The organism is Sorangium sp. So ce281, assembly GCF_051527395.1.
In the GTDB taxonomy this organism is placed as follows: Bacteria; Myxococcota_A; Polyangia; order Polyangiales; family Polyangiaceae; genus Sorangium; species Sorangium cellulosum_B.
In genome coordinates, this window is sequence record NZ_CP150322.1 from 7,971,608 (window position 1) to 7,991,108 (window position 19,501).

Annotated in this window: 15 protein-coding genes, 1 tRNA gene and 1 pseudogene; 6 read left to right on the plus strand and 11 right to left on the minus strand. The window is 70.7% G+C overall.

Going from position 1 to position 19,501, the window contains the following annotated elements; all coding sequences use genetic code 11:
• Positions 1-93: 93 nt before the first annotated feature.
• The 3 genes from WMF27_RS30185 to WMF27_RS30195 form a co-directional block, all read right to left on the minus strand.
• Complete coding sequence (locus WMF27_RS30185; RefSeq protein WP_437765413.1) at positions 94-849, minus strand: SAM-dependent methyltransferase; 756 nt, start codon at positions 847-849, stop codon at positions 94-96.
• Positions 850-883: 34 nt separating this feature from the next.
• Positions 884-1,756 (minus strand): STAS domain-containing protein, encoded by an 873-nt coding sequence (locus tag WMF27_RS30190; RefSeq protein ID WP_437765412.1) that lies wholly within the window; start codon positions 1,754-1,756, stop codon positions 884-886.
• A gap of 476 nt (positions 1,757-2,232) precedes the next feature.
• Positions 2,233-2,811: a thioredoxin family protein gene (locus tag WMF27_RS30195; protein ID WP_437765411.1), complete on the minus strand. Its 579-nt coding sequence runs from the start codon at positions 2,809-2,811 to the stop codon at positions 2,233-2,235.
• On the opposite strand from WMF27_RS30195, the gene WMF27_RS30200 reads away from it, so the two are divergent.
• Entirely contained in the window at positions 2,810-2,962 is a 153-nt protein-coding gene (locus WMF27_RS30200) for a hypothetical protein (protein ID WP_437765410.1), read from the plus strand. The two genes, WMF27_RS30195 and WMF27_RS30200, sit on opposite strands and share 2 nt — an antisense overlap.
• A 45-nt stretch (positions 2,963-3,007) precedes the next feature.
• Here the strand turns inward: WMF27_RS30200 and WMF27_RS30205 are convergent, their stop codons facing one another.
• Positions 3,008-4,243: a glycosyl hydrolase family 18 protein gene (locus WMF27_RS30205; RefSeq protein WP_437765409.1), complete on the minus strand. Its 1,236-nt coding sequence runs from the start codon at positions 4,241-4,243 to the stop codon at positions 3,008-3,010.
• A 311-nt stretch (positions 4,244-4,554) separates the two neighbouring features.
• Here WMF27_RS30205 and WMF27_RS30210 point away from each other — a divergent pair, with 311 nt between their 5' ends.
• A complete protein-coding gene (locus WMF27_RS30210; RefSeq protein WP_437765408.1) occupies positions 4,555-6,411 on the plus strand; it encodes a HEAT repeat domain-containing protein in 1,857 nt (618 codons plus the stop codon).
• Positions 6,412-6,985: 574 nt separating this feature from the next.
• Here WMF27_RS30210 and WMF27_RS30215 read toward each other — a convergent pair.
• A complete protein-coding gene (locus WMF27_RS30215) occupies positions 6,986-7,903 on the minus strand; it encodes a TIGR01777 family oxidoreductase (protein WP_437765407.1) in 918 nt (305 codons plus the stop codon).
• Between the two features lie 128 nt (positions 7,904-8,031).
• On the opposite strand from WMF27_RS30215, the gene WMF27_RS30220 reads away from it, so the two are divergent.
• Complete coding sequence (locus WMF27_RS30220; protein ID WP_437765406.1) at positions 8,032-9,126, plus strand: hypothetical protein; 1,095 nt, start codon at positions 8,032-8,034, stop codon at positions 9,124-9,126.
• 78 nt (positions 9,127-9,204) lie between these two features.
• Here WMF27_RS30220 and WMF27_RS30225 read toward each other — a convergent pair whose 3' ends face one another.
• Positions 9,205-9,978 carry an acyl-CoA desaturase gene (locus WMF27_RS30225; RefSeq protein WP_437765405.1) on the minus strand — a complete coding sequence of 258 codons (774 nt, stop codon included), beginning with the start codon at positions 9,976-9,978 and terminating at the stop codon, positions 9,205-9,207.
• 170 nt (positions 9,979-10,148) lie between these two features.
• Between WMF27_RS30225 and WMF27_RS30230 the strand changes: the two genes are divergently transcribed.
• Positions 10,149-10,925 (plus strand): NTP transferase domain-containing protein, encoded by a 777-nt coding sequence (locus WMF27_RS30230; RefSeq protein WP_437765404.1) that lies wholly within the window; start codon positions 10,149-10,151, stop codon positions 10,923-10,925.
• Positions 10,926-10,939: 14 nt separating this feature from the next.
• Here the strand turns inward: WMF27_RS30230 and WMF27_RS30235 are convergent, their stop codons facing one another.
• Both WMF27_RS30235 and WMF27_RS30240 read right to left on the minus strand, forming a co-directional pair.
• On the minus strand, positions 10,940-11,929 hold the full coding sequence (locus WMF27_RS30235) for a D-cysteine desulfhydrase family protein (protein WP_437765403.1): 990 nt from the start codon (positions 11,927-11,929) through the stop codon (positions 10,940-10,942).
• A gap of 143 nt (positions 11,930-12,072) precedes the next feature.
• On the minus strand, positions 12,073-13,806 hold the full coding sequence (locus tag WMF27_RS30240) for a hypothetical protein (protein ID WP_437765402.1): 1,734 nt from the start codon (positions 13,804-13,806) through the stop codon (positions 12,073-12,075).
• 249 nt (positions 13,807-14,055) lie between these two features.
• Here WMF27_RS30240 and hutH point away from each other — a divergent pair, with 249 nt between their 5' ends.
• Positions 14,056-15,600 (plus strand): histidine ammonia-lyase, encoded by a 1,545-nt coding sequence (gene hutH, locus WMF27_RS30245; RefSeq protein WP_437765401.1) that lies wholly within the window; start codon positions 14,056-14,058, stop codon positions 15,598-15,600.
• Positions 15,601-15,707: 107 nt separating this feature from the next.
• Positions 15,708-16,055, plus strand: coding sequence for a hypothetical protein (locus tag WMF27_RS30250; protein ID WP_231864341.1), 348 nt, complete (start codon positions 15,708-15,710; stop codon positions 16,053-16,055).
• A 112-nt stretch (positions 16,056-16,167) separates the two neighbouring features.
• On the opposite strand, the gene WMF27_RS30255 is transcribed toward WMF27_RS30250, so the two are convergent.
• The 3 genes and pseudogenes from WMF27_RS30255 to WMF27_RS30265 all read right to left on the minus strand — a co-directional run.
• A complete protein-coding gene (locus WMF27_RS30255; protein ID WP_437765400.1) occupies positions 16,168-16,449 on the minus strand; it encodes a hypothetical protein in 282 nt (93 codons plus the stop codon).
• Between the two features lie 669 nt (positions 16,450-17,118).
• A tRNA-Leu gene (locus WMF27_RS30260) sits at positions 17,119-17,204 on the minus strand.
• A gap of 205 nt (positions 17,205-17,409) precedes the next feature.
• Positions 17,410-18,546 (minus strand): annotated as a pseudogene (locus WMF27_RS30265) (tyrosine-type recombinase/integrase); the annotation flags it as partial.
• Positions 18,547-19,501: the final 955 nt, after the last annotated feature.

Consider the following 19,501-nt stretch of genomic DNA (forward strand, 5'->3'; position numbering starts at 1 on the left):
CCAGGCGACGCGCGGCAGAACGAATCCAGGCGAGTTTCAACCTGTTCGGTGCTCTTACCGAAATGGATGGGGAGATGGCGTTCGGCCGTTCCTTCAGTGATGCGCGATCAAGCCCCGCATCTCGAACGGGTTCACCGCGTACTCCTCCTCGGTCATGAAGTCGTCGATGCCGAGCCACTCCGCCAGAGGACGGCATTCATCCAGCTTCCATGGGGCCATGAGCGCCGCGATCTCCTCGGGCGTGCGCGGGTAGACCTTGACCCCGGCGAGAGATCCGGCGCTGCTCAGCTGGCCCGCCGCCTCGGCGCCGCGCGACATGATGAAGCTGAGCGCCAGCACGCTGCCAGGGGCGCAGAACGCGTGCAGCTTCTGCAGGAGGTCGCGCAAGCTCTCATCGTCCATCAGGTAGAGAATGCCGATGCATCCGACCGCGATGCGGCGCTCTGCGCCGAAGAACCGCGCCGCCGCCGCGAGCAACGGCGGCGGGTCTCGCAGATCGGCCTGGATGTAACGCATGTTCGGCTTGTCAGCCAGGATCTGCTCGCCATAGATCACGCTCACCGGGTCGACGTCCGAAAACAGGATGCGCGCATCAGGCAGGTAGTCGTTGAGATGGCCCTGCGTCGGTAGCCCCGAGGCGAGATCGAGCACGCTCGTGATACCCGCATCGGACCATCGCTGCCCCACGAGCTGGATGAACCAGCGGTTGAGCCTCGCATACTTCGGATAGGTGGGTACGAGCTTCATGATCGCCGTGGCAGCGGCGCGATCCACCTCGTAGTTGTGGTGCCCTCCAAGAACGTAGTCGTAAACCCGGCCGACGTGCGGCTTGGTCGTGTCAATCTCCATGGTTTCCTCCCAGGGTGAGCTCGCGGCGCGCTCGTCAACGGCCGCGGTACAATCGAGCAGCCCCTCGCTGCGGGGTCGGACTGCCACACACCTCGAGCCCCTCCCGCCGCAGCGCGTAGAGGATGCCGCTTTGAAGATTGGCCAGGACCACGATGCCCGCGAGGTGAGCGTCCTGATCGCTCAGCGCGCGGGCGGCCTCAGGGCGGATGCCGACCAGCACCGGGTGGGTGCCGAGGAGGTCGAGCGCGCGCGCGGTGCGCACGAGCGCGTCGACGGCCTCGGCGTCCATCGCCGGCACGCCGGTCACGTCGATGATCGCGGTGCGCGCTTGCCGGTCCACCACCTCGCGCAGCAGGCACTCGGTGATCCTCCCCGCTCGCTCGGTGTCGAGCTTTCCAATGAGCGGCAGCACCAGGATATGATCGTGCACGGGCATGATCGGCGTCGAGAGCTCGATGATCACCCGGCGCAGCTCGCGCTCGCGGTTATGGATGGCGCGCTCGAGCGCGAGCTGCATCTCGTCACGCTGGACGCCGACCTCGCGCTTCTCCTGCTCTGCCACCGCGTCGACGAGCAGCGTCAGGTAGTCGTTCACGAACGCCACCGCGTCCAGCGCTTCGGGCGTGCTTGCGGGCAGACGCGCCAGCACCTCGCGCAAGAGGACGCGGCTCAGCCCGAGGAGAGCTCGCAGCCCGAGCCCCTGCTGCCCGAGCTTTTGCCCGAACGACAGGACGGACGCCGTGTCGCCGGCGGAGGAGAAATGGAACAGCCCGTCGAGGATCTGCTGCGCGACCTGCGGCAATCGAAATGGTGGGAGACCGCTGCGGTTGTGTACGGCGTTGTCCTTGAGCACCTTCGCCGCGCTCTTCGCCAGCGCCTGGCGCTCCGGGCCGATCCAGCTCTGCATAGGAGATCCTCTTCCTTGGCCTTGGCCGTGTCATGTCGCATGGGTGCTCACGAAGTGGGAGAGCCGACCGCCTTCGGACCGCGCTTGTTGATCTGAGAGCGTGACTGGAGTTGACCTCGGCCTCATGCCGCGATCCACTCACCATGCAGGCGAATGTAGGACGTCGCGAGGAACGCGCCCCCGAGATGCGGTCTCACTCCCCCGTGCTGCGTCTCCATAGTATCAGTGTTCTGACGGTCTATGCTCCATGACAAACGCAGCCTGCAGCGGCGCGATCACCGCACAAGGTGTGGTCCGCGCCTCGGCGCCCCTGGGCGCGCCGCCGGGCGGCTCCAGCGCGTCCGTGTCGCCTGAACACGCACCCGGCACCACGTTGCCGATGCGTCTCCCCCGCCGCCCCTCGGCGCCAGTTCTGCCCAGAGCGGCGGCCGACGGGGGGCGACCTCGCCTCGCGCGCCTCGGGATCGTTACGGCGTTCAGCCGTGATACGCCGGCTCGTTGCCGGGCTTCCACTTGATGTTGCAACCGATGCTCGGGCGCTGCTCGGAGGCGACGGGCGCCGAGGAGAGCACCGCGTCGATGGCGGCGCGGAGATCGCGGCCCGTCACGGGGACGTCGTTGCCAGGGCGGCTGTCGTCGAGCTGGCCACGATAGACCAGCCGGCGATCGGGGCCGAAGAGGTAGAAGTCCGGCGTGCACGCGGCCCGGTACGCCCTGGCGACCTGCTGCGCCTCGTCGAGGAGGTAAGGGAACGTGTAGCCGACCTCGCGCGCCTCGCGCGCCATCGCCTCGGCGTTGTCCGCTGGATACGCGACGATATCGTTCGAGTTGATGGCCACGATGGCCACGTCGTCAGCGCCATAATCGCGCCTCAGCCGGGCGAGCTCGTGGCGGATGTGCTTGACGAACGGACAATGATTGCAGATGAACATCACGAGGAGCGCCCGCTGCCTGTTGAAATCCGACAGCGCGACCTGCTTGCCTGTGAAGTCGGGCAGCCTGAAGTCGGGCGCCGGGGTGCCCAGCTCAAGCATCGTGGACGGGGTGCGTGCCATGACAGGATTCTCCTCTCGCTGTAACGGCGCGCACCCTACCACGCCGCGGCCCTCGCCGCTGAACACCTCCCCCGCCTTCGCGCCCGCGGCGGCCGTCCTCTGGCTCGCGCTCCCCTGCCCTCTCCAGCGCCGGGGCGCGCTCGAGGTCTGAGCGCCTGTCCCGGCAGGGACATGGGGCGCCCGCAGGGCGCGGCGATCACCTCGGGAAGTGGCGCTCGATCATCGAGAAGAACGCCGCCCCGCCCGGCTCGCCGCCGATGCTCCAGTACGTCACCCCGCCGAGCCCACCCCGCTCGGCGACGGCGACCTTCTCCTCGAGCGACGCGAGATCCTCGAAGAAGAGGCGCTCCCCGCTCGAGAGGAGCCGGTTCGGCGACCTCCCCGCGGCGAGCCGCCCCCCCTCGTCGTCCGGGCACCGGCTCATGTGGTCGGTGCTCGTCTCGTAGCCGTCGCCCGCGAGATCCAGGCACTTGCTGAGCGGCTCGCACCCCACCACGGCTCCCCCGCTCGCCGGCGCCTCCGGCCCGAGGAGACCGTAGTTCGGCAGCCCGAAGATGAACTTCTCGCGGCGCGCGCCGCCGTCGAGCGACCCGATGTACGAGACGGTCTCTTCCAGCCAACCGAGCGGCGCGACCGGGCCCACGTGCGCTCCGCCGTGCCAGTGGTAATCGTAGCTCATCACGTGCACGTGATCCGCCGAGGCGCTCAGCGCCTCGTAGTCGAACACGCCCTTCGCGGACGCGACCGCCGGCACCGCGAGCGAGAGCTCCTTTCCACGCGCGTGGAGGGCGCGCGCGAGCTCGTCGACGAACGCCGAGAAGGCGGCCCGCTCGGCCCGGACGGTCTCGCCCGGCCCGAGGACGGACGAGAGGTGCTCGTAATCGATGTCGATCCCGTCGTAACCGTTCTCCATCACGAGCGCGACGACGCCCGCCACGTGCCGCGCCCGGAGCGCGGGATCGTGGAGCATGGCGTGCACGGCGGCGACGTCGGGCCGGTCGATGGCGGCGATGAGGGGGATGAGCCGGGTCCGCGCGCCGCCGGCCGTCGTGCCGTCGAGGACGCGCCGGTCGTGGAAGCCGGCGAACGGGGCCTCCCGGCCGCGCGGGTGGTTCTCGAAGCTGGTCGGCGAGGCGACGCGCCACCACTTCGGGTGCACGGCGTCGAACGCCCCGGCGTGGGCCGCGAAGGTGTCGTATCCGAGCTCCGTCGACTCGGGATCTCCAAGGAACTCGTGCAGCCACCCGCAGAAGCGGTGATCGCCCGGCGCGCGCGTCGCCTGGCTGGCGCGCCGCGCGCGGGGCGCGGCCGACGCGGCGAGCTCGGCGCTCCCCACCTCGTCGAGCAGCGTCGCGCGCTCGGCCGCGCCGCCGCAAGAGACGGAGAACGCGGCGGAGCAGGCGAGCATCAGAGTCTGGTGAAACAGCTTCATATCGGCCGCGCTCTAGCAGCCCGCCGCCGCATCGACCGCCCGGTTCTCACGCTTCCGCGGGCTGCCTCACGCCGAGCCGGCGATGCGCCGTTTGACGGCTACTCCATCCCCGCGCCCCTGAGGAATCCCCTCGTTTTGCAGCCCTTTTCAGCGGAAAAATTGAACAGGGAGACGGGGAGTATTTTGAAGATTTCCCTCCCCGCCTCCCCGTCTCCTTGTGAATTTTCCGAAGAATTCGAGGGGATGCCTCGAGCCCTCGCCCCACACGCCGCCCCCTCGGCCTGGGCCGGTGTACTACGCTCGCTCCCGGCATGACCCAAGGCGTCCGCCCCCTGCACGAGCTCCGCGACGAGGCCCGCTCCGCGCTGGCCAGGAGCGACCTCACGCGCGCGCGCGACGCGCTCTTCAGCGCCCTCCAGCACACCATCGCCCGCGAGGAGGAGTACGTCGCCATGACGGACGAGCTCCGCGACGTGCTGGTCCGGCTGGGCGACGCGCGGAGCGCGCTCACCGTCTCCTGGTACGGCGGCAACGAGCAGAGCCAGCGCCCGCTCATCGCCAAGGTCCCGCACATCGACCGCGCGCGCACCGTGCTCGCCTGGGCCGAGCGCGAGCAGGACCCCGAGCGGCAGAAGCGGCTCTACGGCCGCGCCGCCGACGAGTACGAGGCCGCCGGCCTCGTCGCGCAGGCCGCCATCGCCCGCGAGCGCGGGCAGGACTTCGCCCGCGCCCGCGCCCTCTGGTCGCGCCTCGCCCAGCTGCTCTCCTCGTCGGGCAGCGACCTCTACGCCGCCGGCCTCGCCCGCTTCAACCTCGCCCGCACCTCGCTCCGCACGGGCGACGCCGCGGCGGCGCGCGAGGCCGTCTTCGCCTCCGTCCACCTGCTCGAGGAGGCCGCCGACAGGTACGAGACCATCGGCCAGCGCGAGCGCGCCTTCGACTGCTACCAGGTCCTCATCGCCGTCGGGCGCGAGAGCCGCGCCTTCGAGCACGTCCTCGAGGGCTACGTGAACGTCATCCGCATCCTGCGCGAGGACCACCTGCGCTACTACGCGCTCCAGTCCTACGAGGAGGCCGTCGCCGCGGCCGAGAAGCAGGGCGAGATCTCCGCCGCCGCCACGCTCGCCCGCGAGATGGCCGCGTACGCCCGGAAAGAGGGGCTCGTCGCGGTCGCCAACTTCGCCGTGCTCGCGCAGGCCCGCCTCTGGCAAGAGGTGTCCGCCGTCTCGCAGAAGCGCGCCGCCCCCCCCGAGATCGCCGAGAACGCGCTGCTCGCCGCGGTGATCGCGCTCGGCGAGGCGGGGCAGTACAGCAAGGTGGGCGGCGTCTACCGCGCCCTGACGCAGCTGCCGCTCGAGGAGACCCGGAAGAAGCACTACGCCCGCGCCGGCCGCCGCTACGTGAACGCGCAGGACCTGCCGATCGACGCCGCTCCGCTGCCGGCGCACCTCCGCCACGAGCTCGGCTTCCCCGACGTCTGGCACATCGACCTCGTCGAGTGGGAGCAAGCCGGCAGCGCCGCCCAGGCGTGCGGCGACATCGTGCTCGACCCGGCGCAGTGGTCCGAGGTCACCCGCCGCCGCGCCATGCTCGCCCGGCTCACCGCGCTCGCCGTCGAGGGCGCGACGCCCGAGGCCGCCCCCGCGCAGCAGCTCATCAGCCTCGCGGAGCAGCTCGCGACGGTCGAGCTCTACACGATCCTCTCGCCGCTCGAGCGCCTGTTCCGCCGCGCCGAGCCGAAGATCCGGGTGGCCGTCGTCCGCGCGCTCTCCCACTTCCTCTACAAGCGCACGTTCATCACCATCCGCGACGCGCTCGTGGATCCCGACCCCACCGTGGTCCACGAGGCCGCCCGCGCGCTGGAAGAGCTGCGCTTCGCCCACGCCTTCGATCCGCTCGCCCGCATCTACCGCGAGTCGCAGGCCGCCGCCGTGCGCGCCAGCGCCGTGCGGGCGATCGCGAAGATCGACACCCTCGAGGCCGGCGAGATGCTCCTCGGCATCCTCCAGCACGAGGGCGCCGAGGAGCGCGCCGTGGCCGTCGAGGCGCTCAAGCGCGTGCGCGGCATGAAGTTCGTGGAGCTCGCCCGCGGCTCGCTCTCCGAGCTGACAGGCTCCGCGCAGGCGGTGGTGCGAGAGATCCTCCAGAGTCGTGGCCTCAGCCCCTGAGCGCGCCTGCACGACCGCGCGCCCGCCGGCCGCGCCGGGGCTCCACGACGAACCACAACGGAGCCGCGCGGGGGTGATCCGCTGTCCGGACAGCGAGCGCAGACTGCGCCTGGCTCCTCCCCTCTCTCACGCACCAGAAACTGCGCCTCGGACGAGCCTCAGAAGAGGAAGACGAGCAACCCCGCGATTGTGCGCTGCGGCAAAGGGATTCCCCTAACGAGTTTGGTTCTCGCGGCGCTTCTGGAGGGGTACACGTCGACATCCAGTCGGGATACCCTGCACGCGCCAATCCAACTCATCCCGAGAGATTCTCGGAGCGCGATGACGTAAGCATGGAAGCGGACGGAGCGCTTGGGGGAGCGCTGGGAAACCGCCGTCCGGGCTCCCGATGGTGCGCTGCTCGACACAGGTCGACTTCTCAGCGCGCCACCGGCGGCTCTTGTCTCGTGCAGGCAGCAGCTGGGCGCCGTGCCGCGGCGCCCAGCTGCCCGCCAGCGCGGCGCCGCTTCAACGGGGCCGGAGCGCGGCCGCGCCCTGGCGCAGGGCGGCCGGCGCTCGGCCCGCGCGGGGGCGCTCAGCTGCGGAGAATCGACTCGAGCGCGGGCGCGATGCGGGCGTAGCGGAACTGGTATCCGAGCTCTTCCGCCCGCCTGGGATAGACGCGCTGCCCGGTGGTGACGATCTCGGCCGCGTCGCCCATCCCCAGCTTCACCACGGCCTCGGGCACGCGGAGCCACGACGGCCGGTGGAGCACCGCGCCGATCGCCTGCGCGACCTCGTCGCCGGTCTGCGCGTGCGGCGCGGTCATGTTGAAGGGGCCGCGCACCGCGTCGTTGTCCAGGGCGAGCAGGGTCATCCCCACGACGTCGTCGCGGTGGATCCACGAGATGACCTGCTTGCCGTCGCCGACCGGCCCGCCCAGGAAGAACCGGAAGGGGGCGATCATCTTGTCGAGCGCGCCGCCGCCCTCGCCGATCACGACGCCGATGCGCAGCTGCACCGAGCGGACGCCGTGCTGCTCCTCGACGGCGCGGGCCGCCTCTTCCCAGCGGACGACGACGTCGGCGAGGAAGCCCTCGCCGGGCGCCGCGTCCTCGTCGAGCACCTTGTCGCCCGGCTGCGGGCCGTAGTAGCCCACGGCGGACGCGCAGAGGAACGCGCCGGGCTTGCGCCTGGCCTTGCCGATCGCCTCGCCCATGAGGCGGGTCGTGTCGACGCGGCTCCTCAGGATCTCGCGCCGCGCCTCCTCGGTCCACCGCTTGACGATGGTCTCGCCCGCGAGGTGGACGACCGCGTCCACGCCGTCGACCTCCTCGAACCACGGCCCCGGGGCGTCCGAGCTCCACGACACGACGCGCGCCCCGGGCAGCGCCGCCTGCGTCCGCCCCACGTCGCGCGTCAGCACCGTGACCCGATCACCCCGCGCGAGCAGCTCCTTCACGAGACCGCGCCCGATAAACCCGCTGCCGCCAGTGACAAGAACCGTCTTCACGCGATCTATCTATCACGGCTCGGACGGAGGCGGGGCTTCCCTTCGAGCGCCGCCCAGGGAGCGCTCGGACGGCCTGCAGCTGTCCAGTCGTGACGCCGAGCGCTGGAGACGGTAAGACCCCGGACGTGATGGATGACCTAGAGACCTTCAAGAAGCTTCCTCTCGGCGGCCTCGATCGCCGCGCGCTCGTGGGCTCGCTGGCCGAGCACGGCGCCCGCGTGGCGACCGAGCAGCTCGCGGCGCACCGCGCCCGTATCAGCCCGGCGGGCGCGCGCATCGCGCCGGACACGGCGGTGCTGATCCTGGGCGGCTCGAACGGCATGACCCGGGCGCTCGCCCTGCAGCTGCTCTTCGGGGAGCGGGCCGCGGTCTTCGCCGTGCACTTCGACAGCGAGAAGATGCAGATCGGCCCGCACCACGTGAAGGCGATCTCGGACGCGGCGGCGGCCGAGGGGCTCACCGCGCGCTTCTGGAACAACGACGCCACGAGGCCGCAGGTGATCGACGAGGTCGTCGCCGCGCTGAAGGAGCGGTATCGGGCGGTGCACCTCGTGAACGGCATCGCGGCCGGCGCGATGAAGCGGTACGCGGAGCACGGGCCGACGAAGGTGAAGGACCTCGACGTCGCGTTCGATCCGGTGCTCCAGATCCCTGATTTCTCGCGCCCGGAGAACATCCGCAAGCTCGGCCTCGTCGAGGTGGACGTCGCGAACGACGCGGACATCGAGCGCACCAACAAGTTCATGGGCACGTCGTCGCTCCTGTGGGTCGAGCCGCTCGCCGCGGCGGGGCTCATCGCGAAGGGCGAGAGCGTGGTGTCCTTCTGCGACTACGACTACCCGAGCGACGATCCGGTCTACGCGATGGGCCCGCTCGCCGGCGCGAAGATCCTCCAGCGCAAGACGATGGCGGAGATCCGGGAGCGGTTCGGGGCGAAGACGGCGCGCATCTGCTATCCGGCCCTGGCCACGACGGCGCTCGGGGCGATCCCCGGCGGGCTGCTGATGTACGGGCTCAGCACGCAGATCTTGAAGGAGCGCGGGCAGTTCAAGGACGTCATCGATCTCGCGGGCGAGACGATGGAGATCTGGCGTCCGGGCTGGGACGGGAGCGATCTGCGGGTGGACGCGGCCTACCAGGCGTGTCTGCCGGAGTTCAACAAGCGCAAGGAGCAGATCGGCCCGAAGGACGTCCCCGGCGCGTTCCGGCAGCTGTTCGCGTGAGCCGTTGCGCGCGGGGCCTCGGCGCCGCGCGCCGCGCTTCACGGCCGGCCGCGCTGCGCGCGCGGCCGGCGGACCGCTCTACCCTTCGGCCCGCGCGACCTCGGGCTCCAGCCGGGCGACTTGGACCTTGTCGGACATCCGGATGATCCCCACCCAGGCAAGCACGCGGATGACCTGATAGGCCGGGTCGATCTCGAACCACCGCACCGCGAAGTTCGGGCTCATCGCGTACTTGTGGTGGTTGTTCTGGAAGAGCTCTCCGAGCGTCACGAGATCGAGGGCGAGCGTGTTGCGGGAGTCGTCGTCGCTGTCGAAGTTGCGGTAGCCGTAGCGGTGGCCGCACCAGTTCACGATCGCCCCGTGCAGCGGGCCCATGGTCCAGTGGAGCGGGAGGAACAGGAACTGCCACCAGTGCGAGGCGAAGGCCACGTAGAAGAGCACGTAGCCGGTGCCCCACGCGAGCCGGCCGATCCACGCGTTGCCGATGCGGTCGAGCGTGGGCCACTGGGGGTAGCCGCCGAGGAACCGCGGCTCCACGTTGGCCGTGCTGGCGTAGATCTCGTCGTAGCGGTGCGCGGTGTCCAGCATCATCCGGACGACATTCGAGTAGTACCGCGGCGAGTGCGGATCCTTCGGCGTGTCGCTGTACGCGTGGTGCATGCGGTGCAAGATCGCGTAAACCCAGGGGACGAGGTACGACGAGCCCTGCGTGAGGTACGTGAGGAAGTGGAAAATCCGCTCCCATGGCTTCGACATCGTGAACATCCGATGCGAGGCGTACCGGTGCAGGAAGAAGGTCTGGAAAAAGACCGAGAGCGTAGAGTGGGCGATGAGGACGATCGCGATCTCCATGTTCGCGTCCTAACCCGGGGGCGCGCGGCAGGGGGTCAGCTCACGGTCACGATTCCGTAACGGGCCCCGGGTCCGCGCGGCCTCGGGTCGCCTCTATCTTCGCGGGATTCCGCGGGAATCCCCGTGATTGTCCGTGATGAACCGACTCCGTTCATGCTAACAGCGGTGTCGTGAAGGCCGTGATCATCGGGGCGGGCCGGGGCAGCCGGCTGCGTCACCTGACCGAAGAGCTGCCGAAGACGCTGGTCCCGATCCTCGGGCGCCCGATGCTCGACGGCATCCTCGAGGCGCTCGCCGCGGGCGGCTTCCGGCGGTCGGATATCGTGTTCGTCTGCGGCTACAAGGCCGACGTCATCCGGGCCGCCTACCCGGATCTGACGTACGTCGAGAACCGCGACTGGGAGCAGAACAACATCCTTCTCTCGCTCCTCTGCGCGCGCGAGCACCTCGAGGGCGGCTTCGTCTCGACGTACGCCGACATCGTCTACCGGCCCGAGATCGTGGCGGGGCTGGTCCGCTCCCCGCACGACATCGCGCTCGCGTGCGACACGGACTGGCGGCGCCGCTACGTGGGCCGCTCGCAGCACCCCGAGACCGACGCCGAGAAGCTCCGCGCCGGCGGCGCCGGGGGGGATCGCGTCCTCCAGATCTCGCGCCGCATCCCTTCGGAGGCCGCGACCGGCGAGTTCATCGGGGTGATGAAGCTCTCGGCGCGGGGCGCCGGGCAGTTCCTGGCCGCCTTCGACGCCGCGCGCGACGCCTTCTCGGAGCGGCCGGAGTTCCGCGAGGGCCGCACGTTCCAGCGGGCGTACCTCATCGATCTGCTAGAGCACATGATCGAGTCCGGCGCCGACCTCCACAAGCTCGACACCCACGGCGGCTACATGGAGATCGACACCCTGGAAGACGCGTCGATGGCCGACGCGTGGTGGCGCGGCGCGCCCTGAGGCGCTGATCTGCTCTAGAGCGCGTCGGCGAAGGTCGCGCCCTGGGCGAGGAGGCCGGGGAGGCCGCCGGTGTGCAGGAACAGCACCCGCTTGCCCGAGAGCTCGCCTCGCTCGGCCAGGTCCCAGAGCCCGGAGAACGCCTTGCCCGTGTACACGGGGTCGAGGACGAGGCCCGACAGCCGCGCCACCTGGAGGATCCGCGCGCGCTGCTCCGGCGTGGACACCCCGTAGGCAGGGCCCTTCGCCGCGTCGTCGATCACGAGGCGGGCGGGCGAGCCGAGGCGCGGCTCGAGCGCGCGCGCGTCGTCCATGATCCCGACCACGATCCGCGCGAACGTCGCCCTGTCCTCGCAGACCGCCATCGCGCGCACCTCGCCGGCGACCTCGTAGCGGGCCGCGCCGAGCGCGGTGCCCGCCGCCGTCCCGCCGGAGCCGCACGCGTGCACGATGACGTCGAACGGCTTGCCCCCCGCGAGGCCGAGATCGAGCTGCTTCCGGATCTCCTCCATCGCGCGCACGTAGCCGAGCGCGCCGAGGCCGTTCGAGCCGCCCTCGGGGATCACGTACGGCCGGCCGCCCGCCGCGCGGATCTCGGCGGCCGCCTCGGCCATCAGGGCGGCGCGCTCCCTGTACGCCTCGGGCGAGATCAGCCGGATCTCCGCGCCGGCGAGCCGGTCGAGCAGCACGTTGCCCTCGAGCGGCGCGGCCGCCGACGGGTCGCTCGTGCGCAGGAACAGCACCGAACGCAGGCCGAGCGAGGCGCTCACCAGCGCGGTCGCGCGCGCGTGGTTCGACTGGAGGCCGCCGCAGGTGATCACGCAGCCTGCGCCCTCCTCCCGCGCGGCGGCGAGCAGGTACTCGAGCTTGCGGATCTTGTTGCCGGCCTCCGCGCCCGCCGTCATGTCGTCGCGCTTCACGTAGAGGTCGACGCCGAGCGCCTCGGCGAGCCGCTGCGGGCGCTGGATCGGTGTCGGAAGGTGGCTCAGCGCGAGTCGTTTGCGCATCGTTTCTCCCTGCTGTCTGCCAGAGGCGCCCGCTGCGGCGCGCGGGCGGGCGGCCCTCGCAACCGCCCTCTAGCACCCTGGGCGGCCCTCGTCTGCTGTGTCCCGCGCGGGCTCGACCGGGGGCCCGGCGCGCCCTGGCCAGCTCAGTGGATCACGCCCAGCTTGAGCGTGAGCAGGTACTGATCGGGGAGCTCGGCGCCCGCGGCGTCGTCGAAGGCGCCGCCGGGGAACAGGACCCCGGCCTCGGTGCCGAACTGGAGGGTGACGAGCCTGCCCATCGCGATGCGCGCGTCGACGCCGAGGTCCAGCTCGACGCCGAGATCGCGGCGGCGGCTGTCGCCGCCGTCGTAGTTGGCCAGGCTGCCGCCCGCCCGCGGGGCGCCGTAAGGATCGACCAGATCCGAGGTCGCCTCGGCGATGACCGCGCCCGCCTTGAGGTCGAGCCAGCGCGCCGGCCGCACGAGGACGCGCGGGTTCACGTAGGCGGCGCCGGGCACGCCCCCCTTGGACGGCAGCGACCTGATGCCTGGCTCGGGGGACGCGGCGAAGAGCTCCCGCTCGGCGATCGTGGCGGCGCGCGCGGTCTTCCAGGCGAGCACCTCGTCGAACAGGAGGAGCCCGACGTTGTGGCTCGGGTCGAAGGTGAAGCGCCGCGAGACGCCGTCCGTCGGGTCGTCGTCGGCCGAGGCGTAGCCGGCCTCGATCTCCGTGACGACGCGCCCCCACCGCTCGGCCGGCCGCCCCCCGCGGCCCGCGACGTGCACCGCGCCGAGCGTCGCCGCGCCGCCGATCGAGCGCACCGCCACGGGCGAGCGCCCGAACCCGTGGCCGGAGGGCGGCGGGGGCCCGCTCGGGGCGAACGACGCCGCGCCGAGGATCACCGCGGCCTCGAGCTCGCCGTAGATGTGGGCGCCGCCCCCCGGCACCGGCGCGTTGAACTTGCCTGCGACGTCGAGGATGCCGGCCGTGAGCATCTCGTTGAACCGGGCCGAGCTCGTCTTCGCGCGGCGCTCGCGCGCCTGCCGCCGCATGGCGCCGTAGATCCCGATCTCGCCGTACCGCTCTCGCCAGAGCGCGGACACGACCGCCTGGAAAGCGCGATCGCCCTCGCCTTCGTCCTGCCCCTCGACGTCGTTTCCGAGCAGGTCGGCCGCGTTGTCCTCGAACACGAGGTCGGCCGCGACGGTCACGTGGAGCGGCCCGCCCTTCCCCAGCGGCGCGGCCGCGAAGAGGACGCGTTCCATGAGCGATCCGCGCTCGTGGTCGCCGAAGACGCTCGCGCGCTCGCCGTCGTTGACGACGAGCCCCATCCCCCAGTGCGCGCTCTGCTGGCCGACCCGGACGACGCCGAGCGCCCACGGCAGCTCCAGGTAGAGGGCGCGCGGGTGCACCTCGTACCACGCGAGGGCGGCGCGCGCGTCGCGCACCTGCTCGACGTCGCGCGTGGTGTCCCCGGCGATGAGCCCCCGGACGACGTCGATCTGCGCCACGATCGAGGCCTTGTCCTTGAAGTGGAGGCGCGGCGAGAGGCGCAGCCAGTGGGCGATGTACTGGCTCTGCCCGAGCGTCGCCGCGCCCGGCGCCGACAGGGGCGGCGCCCGGAGCGGCAGATCGCTCATGGCGCGGTAGCGGAGCTGGTACTCGCCCTGCAACGAGAACGTCCACCGGGTGGGATCCGGCGGCGGCGGCGGCTTGCGGCCGGTGTCGAGCACGAGCCGCTCCTCGAAGTCGTCGGTGGCCGGAGCGGCCGGCGCGGCTGGCGCGGCTGGTGGAGAGTCCTGCGTGGAGCTCGCTCCTTCGACGGGCTGAGCGGCGCTCGGCGAGGCGAGCGCGACAGCAAACGCAAGGGGGGCGAGGGTGACGAAGGCGAAGCGCATCGGAAGCAAGCAGCCGCTCACCAGCGCTCGGCCGGGAACGCGCGCCCGAAGGATAGGCGGTTCGATCCCCGCGGGGCACTGGATTCTTCCGTCAACGGCGCGCAGCTGGCTTTTCGCGGGGCATCCGCCGCTCTAGCGTGCGCCTTCGTGACCCTTTCCACGCCGAGCGCCGCCGCTGGTTCTCCTTCTTCGCCGCCTCCTCCGTCGGATCCGTCACGTCCGTCACGTCCGTCACGTCCGTCACGTCCGTTGCTCCTCGGTCGATCGCTCTCGCTCGCGGATCTCGAGGAGGTCGCGCGGCGCGGTCGTCCGGTGGCGATCTGCGCCGAGGCGCGCGAGCGGGCGGCGGCCTCGCGCCGGGCGATCGACGCGATCGCGGCGGCGGGCGACGCTGCGCCGGCGGTGTACGGGATCAACACCGGCTTCGGCGCGCTCGCGGAGACGCGCATCGCGGATCACGACATCCGGGCGCTCCAGCGCAACCTCGTGCGGAGCCACGCCTGCGGGGTCGGGCCGGAGCTCGGCGAGGCCGAGGTGCGCGCCATGATCGTCCTGCGCGCGCAGGTGATCGCGCTGGGGCACTCGGGGGTGCGCACGGAGGTGCTCGATCTGCTCGCCGCCCTGCTCGAGCGCCGCGTGAGCCCGCGCATCCCAGCGCAGGGGTCGGTCGGCGCGTCGGGCGATCTGGCGCCGCTCGCGCACCTCGCGCTGACGCTCATCGGCGAGGGGGAGGCGCGCTTCGAGGGGCAGCTCCTGCCGAGCGCGGTGGCGCTCGCGAAGGCCGGCCTCGCGCCGATCGAGCTGGCGGCGAAGGAGGGGCTCGCGCTGATCAACGGGACGCAGTACATGACCGCGCTCGGCGCGCTGGCGCTGCGGGACGCGGCCGCGCTGTGCACGGTCGCGGACATCGCCGGCGCGGTGAGCCTCGAGGCGCTGATGGGCTCGAAGCGCCCGTTCGACGAGCGGCTGATGCGCGTCCGCCCGCACCCGGGTCAGGCCGGCACGGCCGGCAACCTGCGCGCGCTGCTCGGGGGCAGCGAGATCATGCAGAGCCACGCGGACTGCCCCAGGGTGCAGGACGCCTACTCGCTCCGCTGCATGCCCCAGGTCCACGGCGCGACGCGCGACGCGGTCACCTGGGCCGCCGAGGTGCTGACCCGCGAGGTCAACAGCGTCACGGACAACCCCACGGTGTTCCTCGGGGAGGGGCCGGACGGCGGCGCCGAGCTGATCTCGGGCGGCAACTTCCACGGGCAGCCGGTCGCGCTCGCCCTGGATCTCGCCGCGATGGCGGCGGCGGAGCTCGCGAACATCAGCGAGCGGCGGGTGGAGCAGCTGGTCAACCCCGCGCTCTCGACCGGGCTGACGCCGTTCCTGGCGCCGCACAGCGGGCTGCACTCGGGGTTCATGATCGCCCAGGTGGCGAGCGCCTCGCTGGTGAGCGAGAACAAGGTGCTCTGCCACCCGGCGAGCGTCGACTCGATCCCGTCGAGCGCCGGCCGCGAGGACCACGTGAGCATGGGCAGCATCAGCGCCCGAAAGCTCGCGCAGGTGATCGAGAACGTCCGGAGCTCGCTGGCGATCGAGCTCATCACGGCGGCCCAGGGCGTCGACCAGCGGCTCCCGCTCCGCCCCAGCGCGGGCGTCGCCGCCGCCCACGCCGCCATCCGCCGCGTGGTGCCCGGGCTCACCGAGGACCGCCCCCTCTACCGCGACATCGCGGCGGCCGCGGAGCTCATCCAGAGCGGAGCGCTCATCGCCGCGGTGGAGGAGGCGGTGGGGCCGCTCAACTGATTATTTCTGTTACTAAAGTTACATCTGAGACGATTTAGAGGAAATCTTACGCGAGATAAGGGAATGCGATCGGTCCATTGCGGGGCGAATTGCTGTACATTGGCTCAGTGCCGATTCCGGTCAGCGTCCCGCCGTTTCCCTTCGATGCCGTGCGGGATCTGCTCGGGGTGGTGCGGACGATCTACGCGGCGGCGAAGGAGGGGGGGTCGTCGCGGGAGGAGCTCGCTCGCATCGCGCAGGTGGGCAAGGAGCTGAGCCGGGCGCTGGATCTGGCCGGGTCGCCCCAGCAGGGGGCGTCGGGGCTGTCGGCGGCGTGGAAAGTGGCGGACAGGGCGATGCTCCAGGTGAACGACCTGGTGGATCCGCTCACCCCGGCGGCGCCGCTCCTGATGGCGGCCCGGAGCCGGGTGACCGGGAGCCGGCTGACGCTGCGGAGCAAGCCGCAGGGGCGGTAGGCGGCTGGAGCGCGGTTCTCCGAACGATGCGGAGAACTGCCGTCTTGTCAGGAGCGGGAGAGGGACAGTGTCGGCCAGCGTCCTTCCGTGGCCTACTGTGGGGCTGGAATCGTCAGCTGCGACCGAAGAACCTGCGGCCACGCGACCGCTCGGCGTCGCGCCGGATGCCCTGCATCACCACGCGGATGAGCTCACGGTTGTAGGCGCGCCTGTCGTGGCGCTTGTGCTCGGGAAGCTTGACGCCCAGCGCGTGAGCAAGACGTTCTACGTTCTCTACCTTCGCCTCGCGCAGACAGTCGATGTCCAGATCCATGTAATGGCGCTCCCCCTTACTCGAACCCAAGAGCCTTGTCGAGCCCAGAGGAGCGGAGGCGAGCGGGTTCTTGTCTTTCATCGCACGGCCACAGGGTTCCATAAACCCGTGACGGGCACGCGGCGTCCAGGGCAAGTCGGCGCGGCGATCATCGGACCGTGTGAGCTGACATGGCCGGAGCGCAGAGGGTGTAGCCGCCGTGGTCCTGGCCGACTGTCCCAGGCAGGAGAAGGGCGTCTCGGAGCACGGACAGACGACGCCACGCCGCGGGAAAACCTCCCGCCGGCCTCCGGGTTGAGTTTCAACTCTCCGGGGAGGCTCTCGACAGCCTCCAGGTTGAGTTGCAACTCTCCGGGGAGGCTCTCGACAGCCTCCGGGTTGAGTTGCAACTCTCCGGGGAGGCTCTCGACAGCCTCCGGGTTGAGTTGCAACTCTCCGGGGAGGCTCTCGACAGCCTCGAAACGTAACAAATATCACAAATGCGCAACGATGCGGCCGGCCATGGGCCCGCGGACGGTCGGAGACGACGGGACAGTCCGGCTCAGAAGGAAAAGCCCAACGTAGCGAGAACGGTCAGCACGCCGGCGGAGCCTGCCAGCGGAGCGATGTACGTGCCGCCTGTGGACCGGTCCATCGGCCATGCCTGCCGGGCAGGCCCTTCTGGCCGGGCCCTCCTCGCAGCGAGCTGCTCGGGTACGACCGCTGCTCTCGTCGAAGAGCATGACCCTGCCGACGAGCACCTCCCCTGCCTGGTAGCCCCGCCCGGACTCGAACCGGGACGCCCGCGAGGGCCGCGGATTTTAAATCCACCGCGTCTGCCATTTCGCCACGGGGCCAAGATGTTGATTTTACTTCTGTTATTCGCCTCGCCGTCCTGCCCCCACCCTCCTCCGTGCCGTTTCCCGTGCCTTTTCCCCCGAGCTCGGGGATCGCTTCGGCGAGGGAAGCTAGCTCGCCGAGGCCCAGCTCTGCAAACGTCCTGGCCGCCCGGCGATACCTCTGGATCATGATCGAGCTCCGGTGTCCAGTTCGGTCGGCGACCCAGGTCTCGCTCCGGCCATTCGCGAGGGCGACAGTGATGAAGGTTGAGCGCGTGTCGTGGGCGCGCACCTGCTGACGCTCGTCAGAGTCCTCGAAGAGCTCCGGGCGATCGATGCCAGCAAGCTGGAGGTGCGCGCGAAACCGCTCGGCCGCGTGCTCGACGCTGAAGCGTTCGCCATCCTCGTTGATGAACAGCGGAGCAGAGGGAGCCGGGTTGCCGCGCAGCGCGAGCCATGCGTGTAGCGCTGGAGCAACGCCGGGCGACAGCGCCCATGCGCGCGGGTCGTTCGTCTTGTTCTTCTCCAGGCGCAGCGCACCGCGATCGAGGTCGACGTCCTGCACCTGCAGGCGCGCCGCCTCGCTGATGCGCGGTCCCTCTCGGTTCAAGAACCCCCACAGGACGCGCCAGCACAACGGGATTGCGGTGCAAGCCAGCAGGCGCGCGTCCTCGTCGGGATAGAGGCACGCCTTCGCCTTCGCGGGGCCAAGCTTCGGGAGGAAGCCGCGGGGGAGCGGGTTCGTCGCGAGGAGACGGCAAGGGAAGACGGCCATTGCCATGAGCCGGTGCAGGAGCTGCGCGATGTGACGGCGAGAAGCGGGCGACATCGCCGGGAGCGCGCGCATGACGCGCTCCGCGTCATCGAGTGTGAAAGCAGCGACGGGGACACGACCGGCGATCGGGTACACGTGGCGGTCGAACCGGTAGAAGTCCTGCTCCACGCTGCGCTTCGTCTTGACGTGATCGGGGTACATGCGCGCGAGCTCGCCGGAGGTCCAGAGCTCGCCGAACTGCTGGACGGTGACCTGCTTCGGCACCGAGCTGCCGCCAGGGACGACCTTCGCTTGTGTGCCGCCTTTGCAGACGACCTCGACCGCCTGGACGACGTCGCGGAGCGCCCTACCCTCGCGCACCGCAGCACGTTCCAGCAGCGCGACGATCGCGTCGCGCGTGACGTTGCGCGAGGCACGCAGCCGCGCGGCCAGGTCGGCGACGAGCTCCTTGCGCTGCTCGGCTTGCTCCTCGGTAAGCTTCGGATCGAGCGGGAAGCTCTCGCGCTCGTTGTCGCCGACGAGAACGCGAACGTAGAGTTTTCCCCAGGCGTTGCGAAACAGCGTGCCGGTCGGCGAACGGGGCATGGCGCCCCTCTTCTACCGCGATCCGCGGTCGGGTTCACGCCCTCGACGGCCCGCCGGCGGAGGGGCCAGCGCGAGGCCGACCGCATGGGGGGCACCGCCGCCACGCCGCCATACTCAGCGTGTCAGGTCCGTCGCGCGGTCGCGAGCGCAGGGCCGGCGTCCTGCCACGGGTTGAGTCATGCGAGGACTGCCGCACGCTCGATGGACGACAGCTTTCAGACGCATCGCAGGAGCGGGAAACCGGGCTCGCCTGCCGTGGGCGTCGTCCGTTGAAGCGCCCAGCCAACAGCATCAGAACCGTCCGCACGCCGCCGGCAACGTGCGGACGCGAGCACCACTCAGCACGCTCGCCGAGCGACGAGCCGGCGCTACATCTCTACTTTCCCTTCGGTAACGGCGAGGGCGGGGACCTCTTGTGACCGTCTACAGGGACGTTCTTCGGCCCGGGCTTGGGGTAGTCCCGACCACCAGGAGGAACCGGTGAAGGCGTCGACCGCTTGTGCGGATCGACAGGAACAGTCTTGGGCTTGTTACTCATACAGCTACCCTCCGCTGCGCGACCTGCGCGCAGCTCAAATTCTGTGGCATGGCCCAATTACCGTGTCGAACGAAGAAACGCCGGATATGACAGATTAGGTCCCACCTGGATTGATTGGTGGACTGGTGGACGGCTATGGAGGCTTTGCTTACAAGGTCCGACATGGTCACCTGGTCCTTCGCCGCCGCCTTCGGGCCCGAGGAGCGTGTCCTCGAGCAAGCGCTCGCACGGCGGACGAGGGCGCGAGCCGCGCTCGGCGCTGGGCCGGACCCGAGGGAGCCGATCCGGCAACGACCGCCACGCGTGCGTGTCTCGACATGGGTACGTCATCTCGACGAGCTCCACGAAGCCGAGATCGCGATGCAAGCCGCGCTCGTCGACCGGATCCGCGCCCGCTCCGGAGCACTCGCTCAGAAG

Bases quoted from the DNA above. Each gene is read 5' to 3' on its own strand.
- WMF27_RS30235 (WP_437765403.1), bottom strand. From the start codon at position 11,929: ATGCGCAAACGACTCGCGCTGAGCCACCTTCCGACACCGATCCAGCGC.
- WMF27_RS30205 (WP_437765409.1), bottom strand. From the start codon at position 4,243: ATGAAGCTGTTTCACCAGACTCTGATGCTCGCCTGCTCCGCCGCGTTC.
- WMF27_RS30200 (WP_437765410.1), top strand. From the start codon at position 2,810: ATGACAGGATTCTCCTCTCGCTGTAACGGCGCGCACCCTACCACGCCG.
- WMF27_RS30255 (WP_437765400.1), bottom strand. From the start codon at position 16,449: ATGAAAGACAAGAACCCGCTCGCCTCCGCTCCTCTGGGCTCGACAAGG.
- WMF27_RS30225 (WP_437765405.1), bottom strand. From the start codon at position 9,978: ATGGAGATCGCGATCGTCCTCATCGCCCACTCTACGCTCTCGGTCTTT.
- WMF27_RS30185 (WP_437765413.1), bottom strand. From the start codon at position 849: ATGGAGATTGACACGACCAAGCCGCACGTCGGCCGGGTTTACGACTAC.
- WMF27_RS30220 (WP_437765406.1), top strand. From the start codon at position 8,032: ATGGATGACCTAGAGACCTTCAAGAAGCTTCCTCTCGGCGGCCTCGAT.
- WMF27_RS30240 (WP_437765402.1), bottom strand. From the start codon at position 13,806: ATGCGCTTCGCCTTCGTCACCCTCGCCCCCCTTGCGTTTGCTGTCGCG.
- WMF27_RS30190 (WP_437765412.1), bottom strand. From the start codon at position 1,756: ATGCAGAGCTGGATCGGCCCGGAGCGCCAGGCGCTGGCGAAGAGCGCG.
- WMF27_RS30210 (WP_437765408.1), top strand. From the start codon at position 4,555: ATGACCCAAGGCGTCCGCCCCCTGCACGAGCTCCGCGACGAGGCCCGC.
- WMF27_RS30195 (WP_437765411.1), bottom strand. From the start codon at position 2,811: ATGGCACGCACCCCGTCCACGATGCTTGAGCTGGGCACCCCGGCGCCC.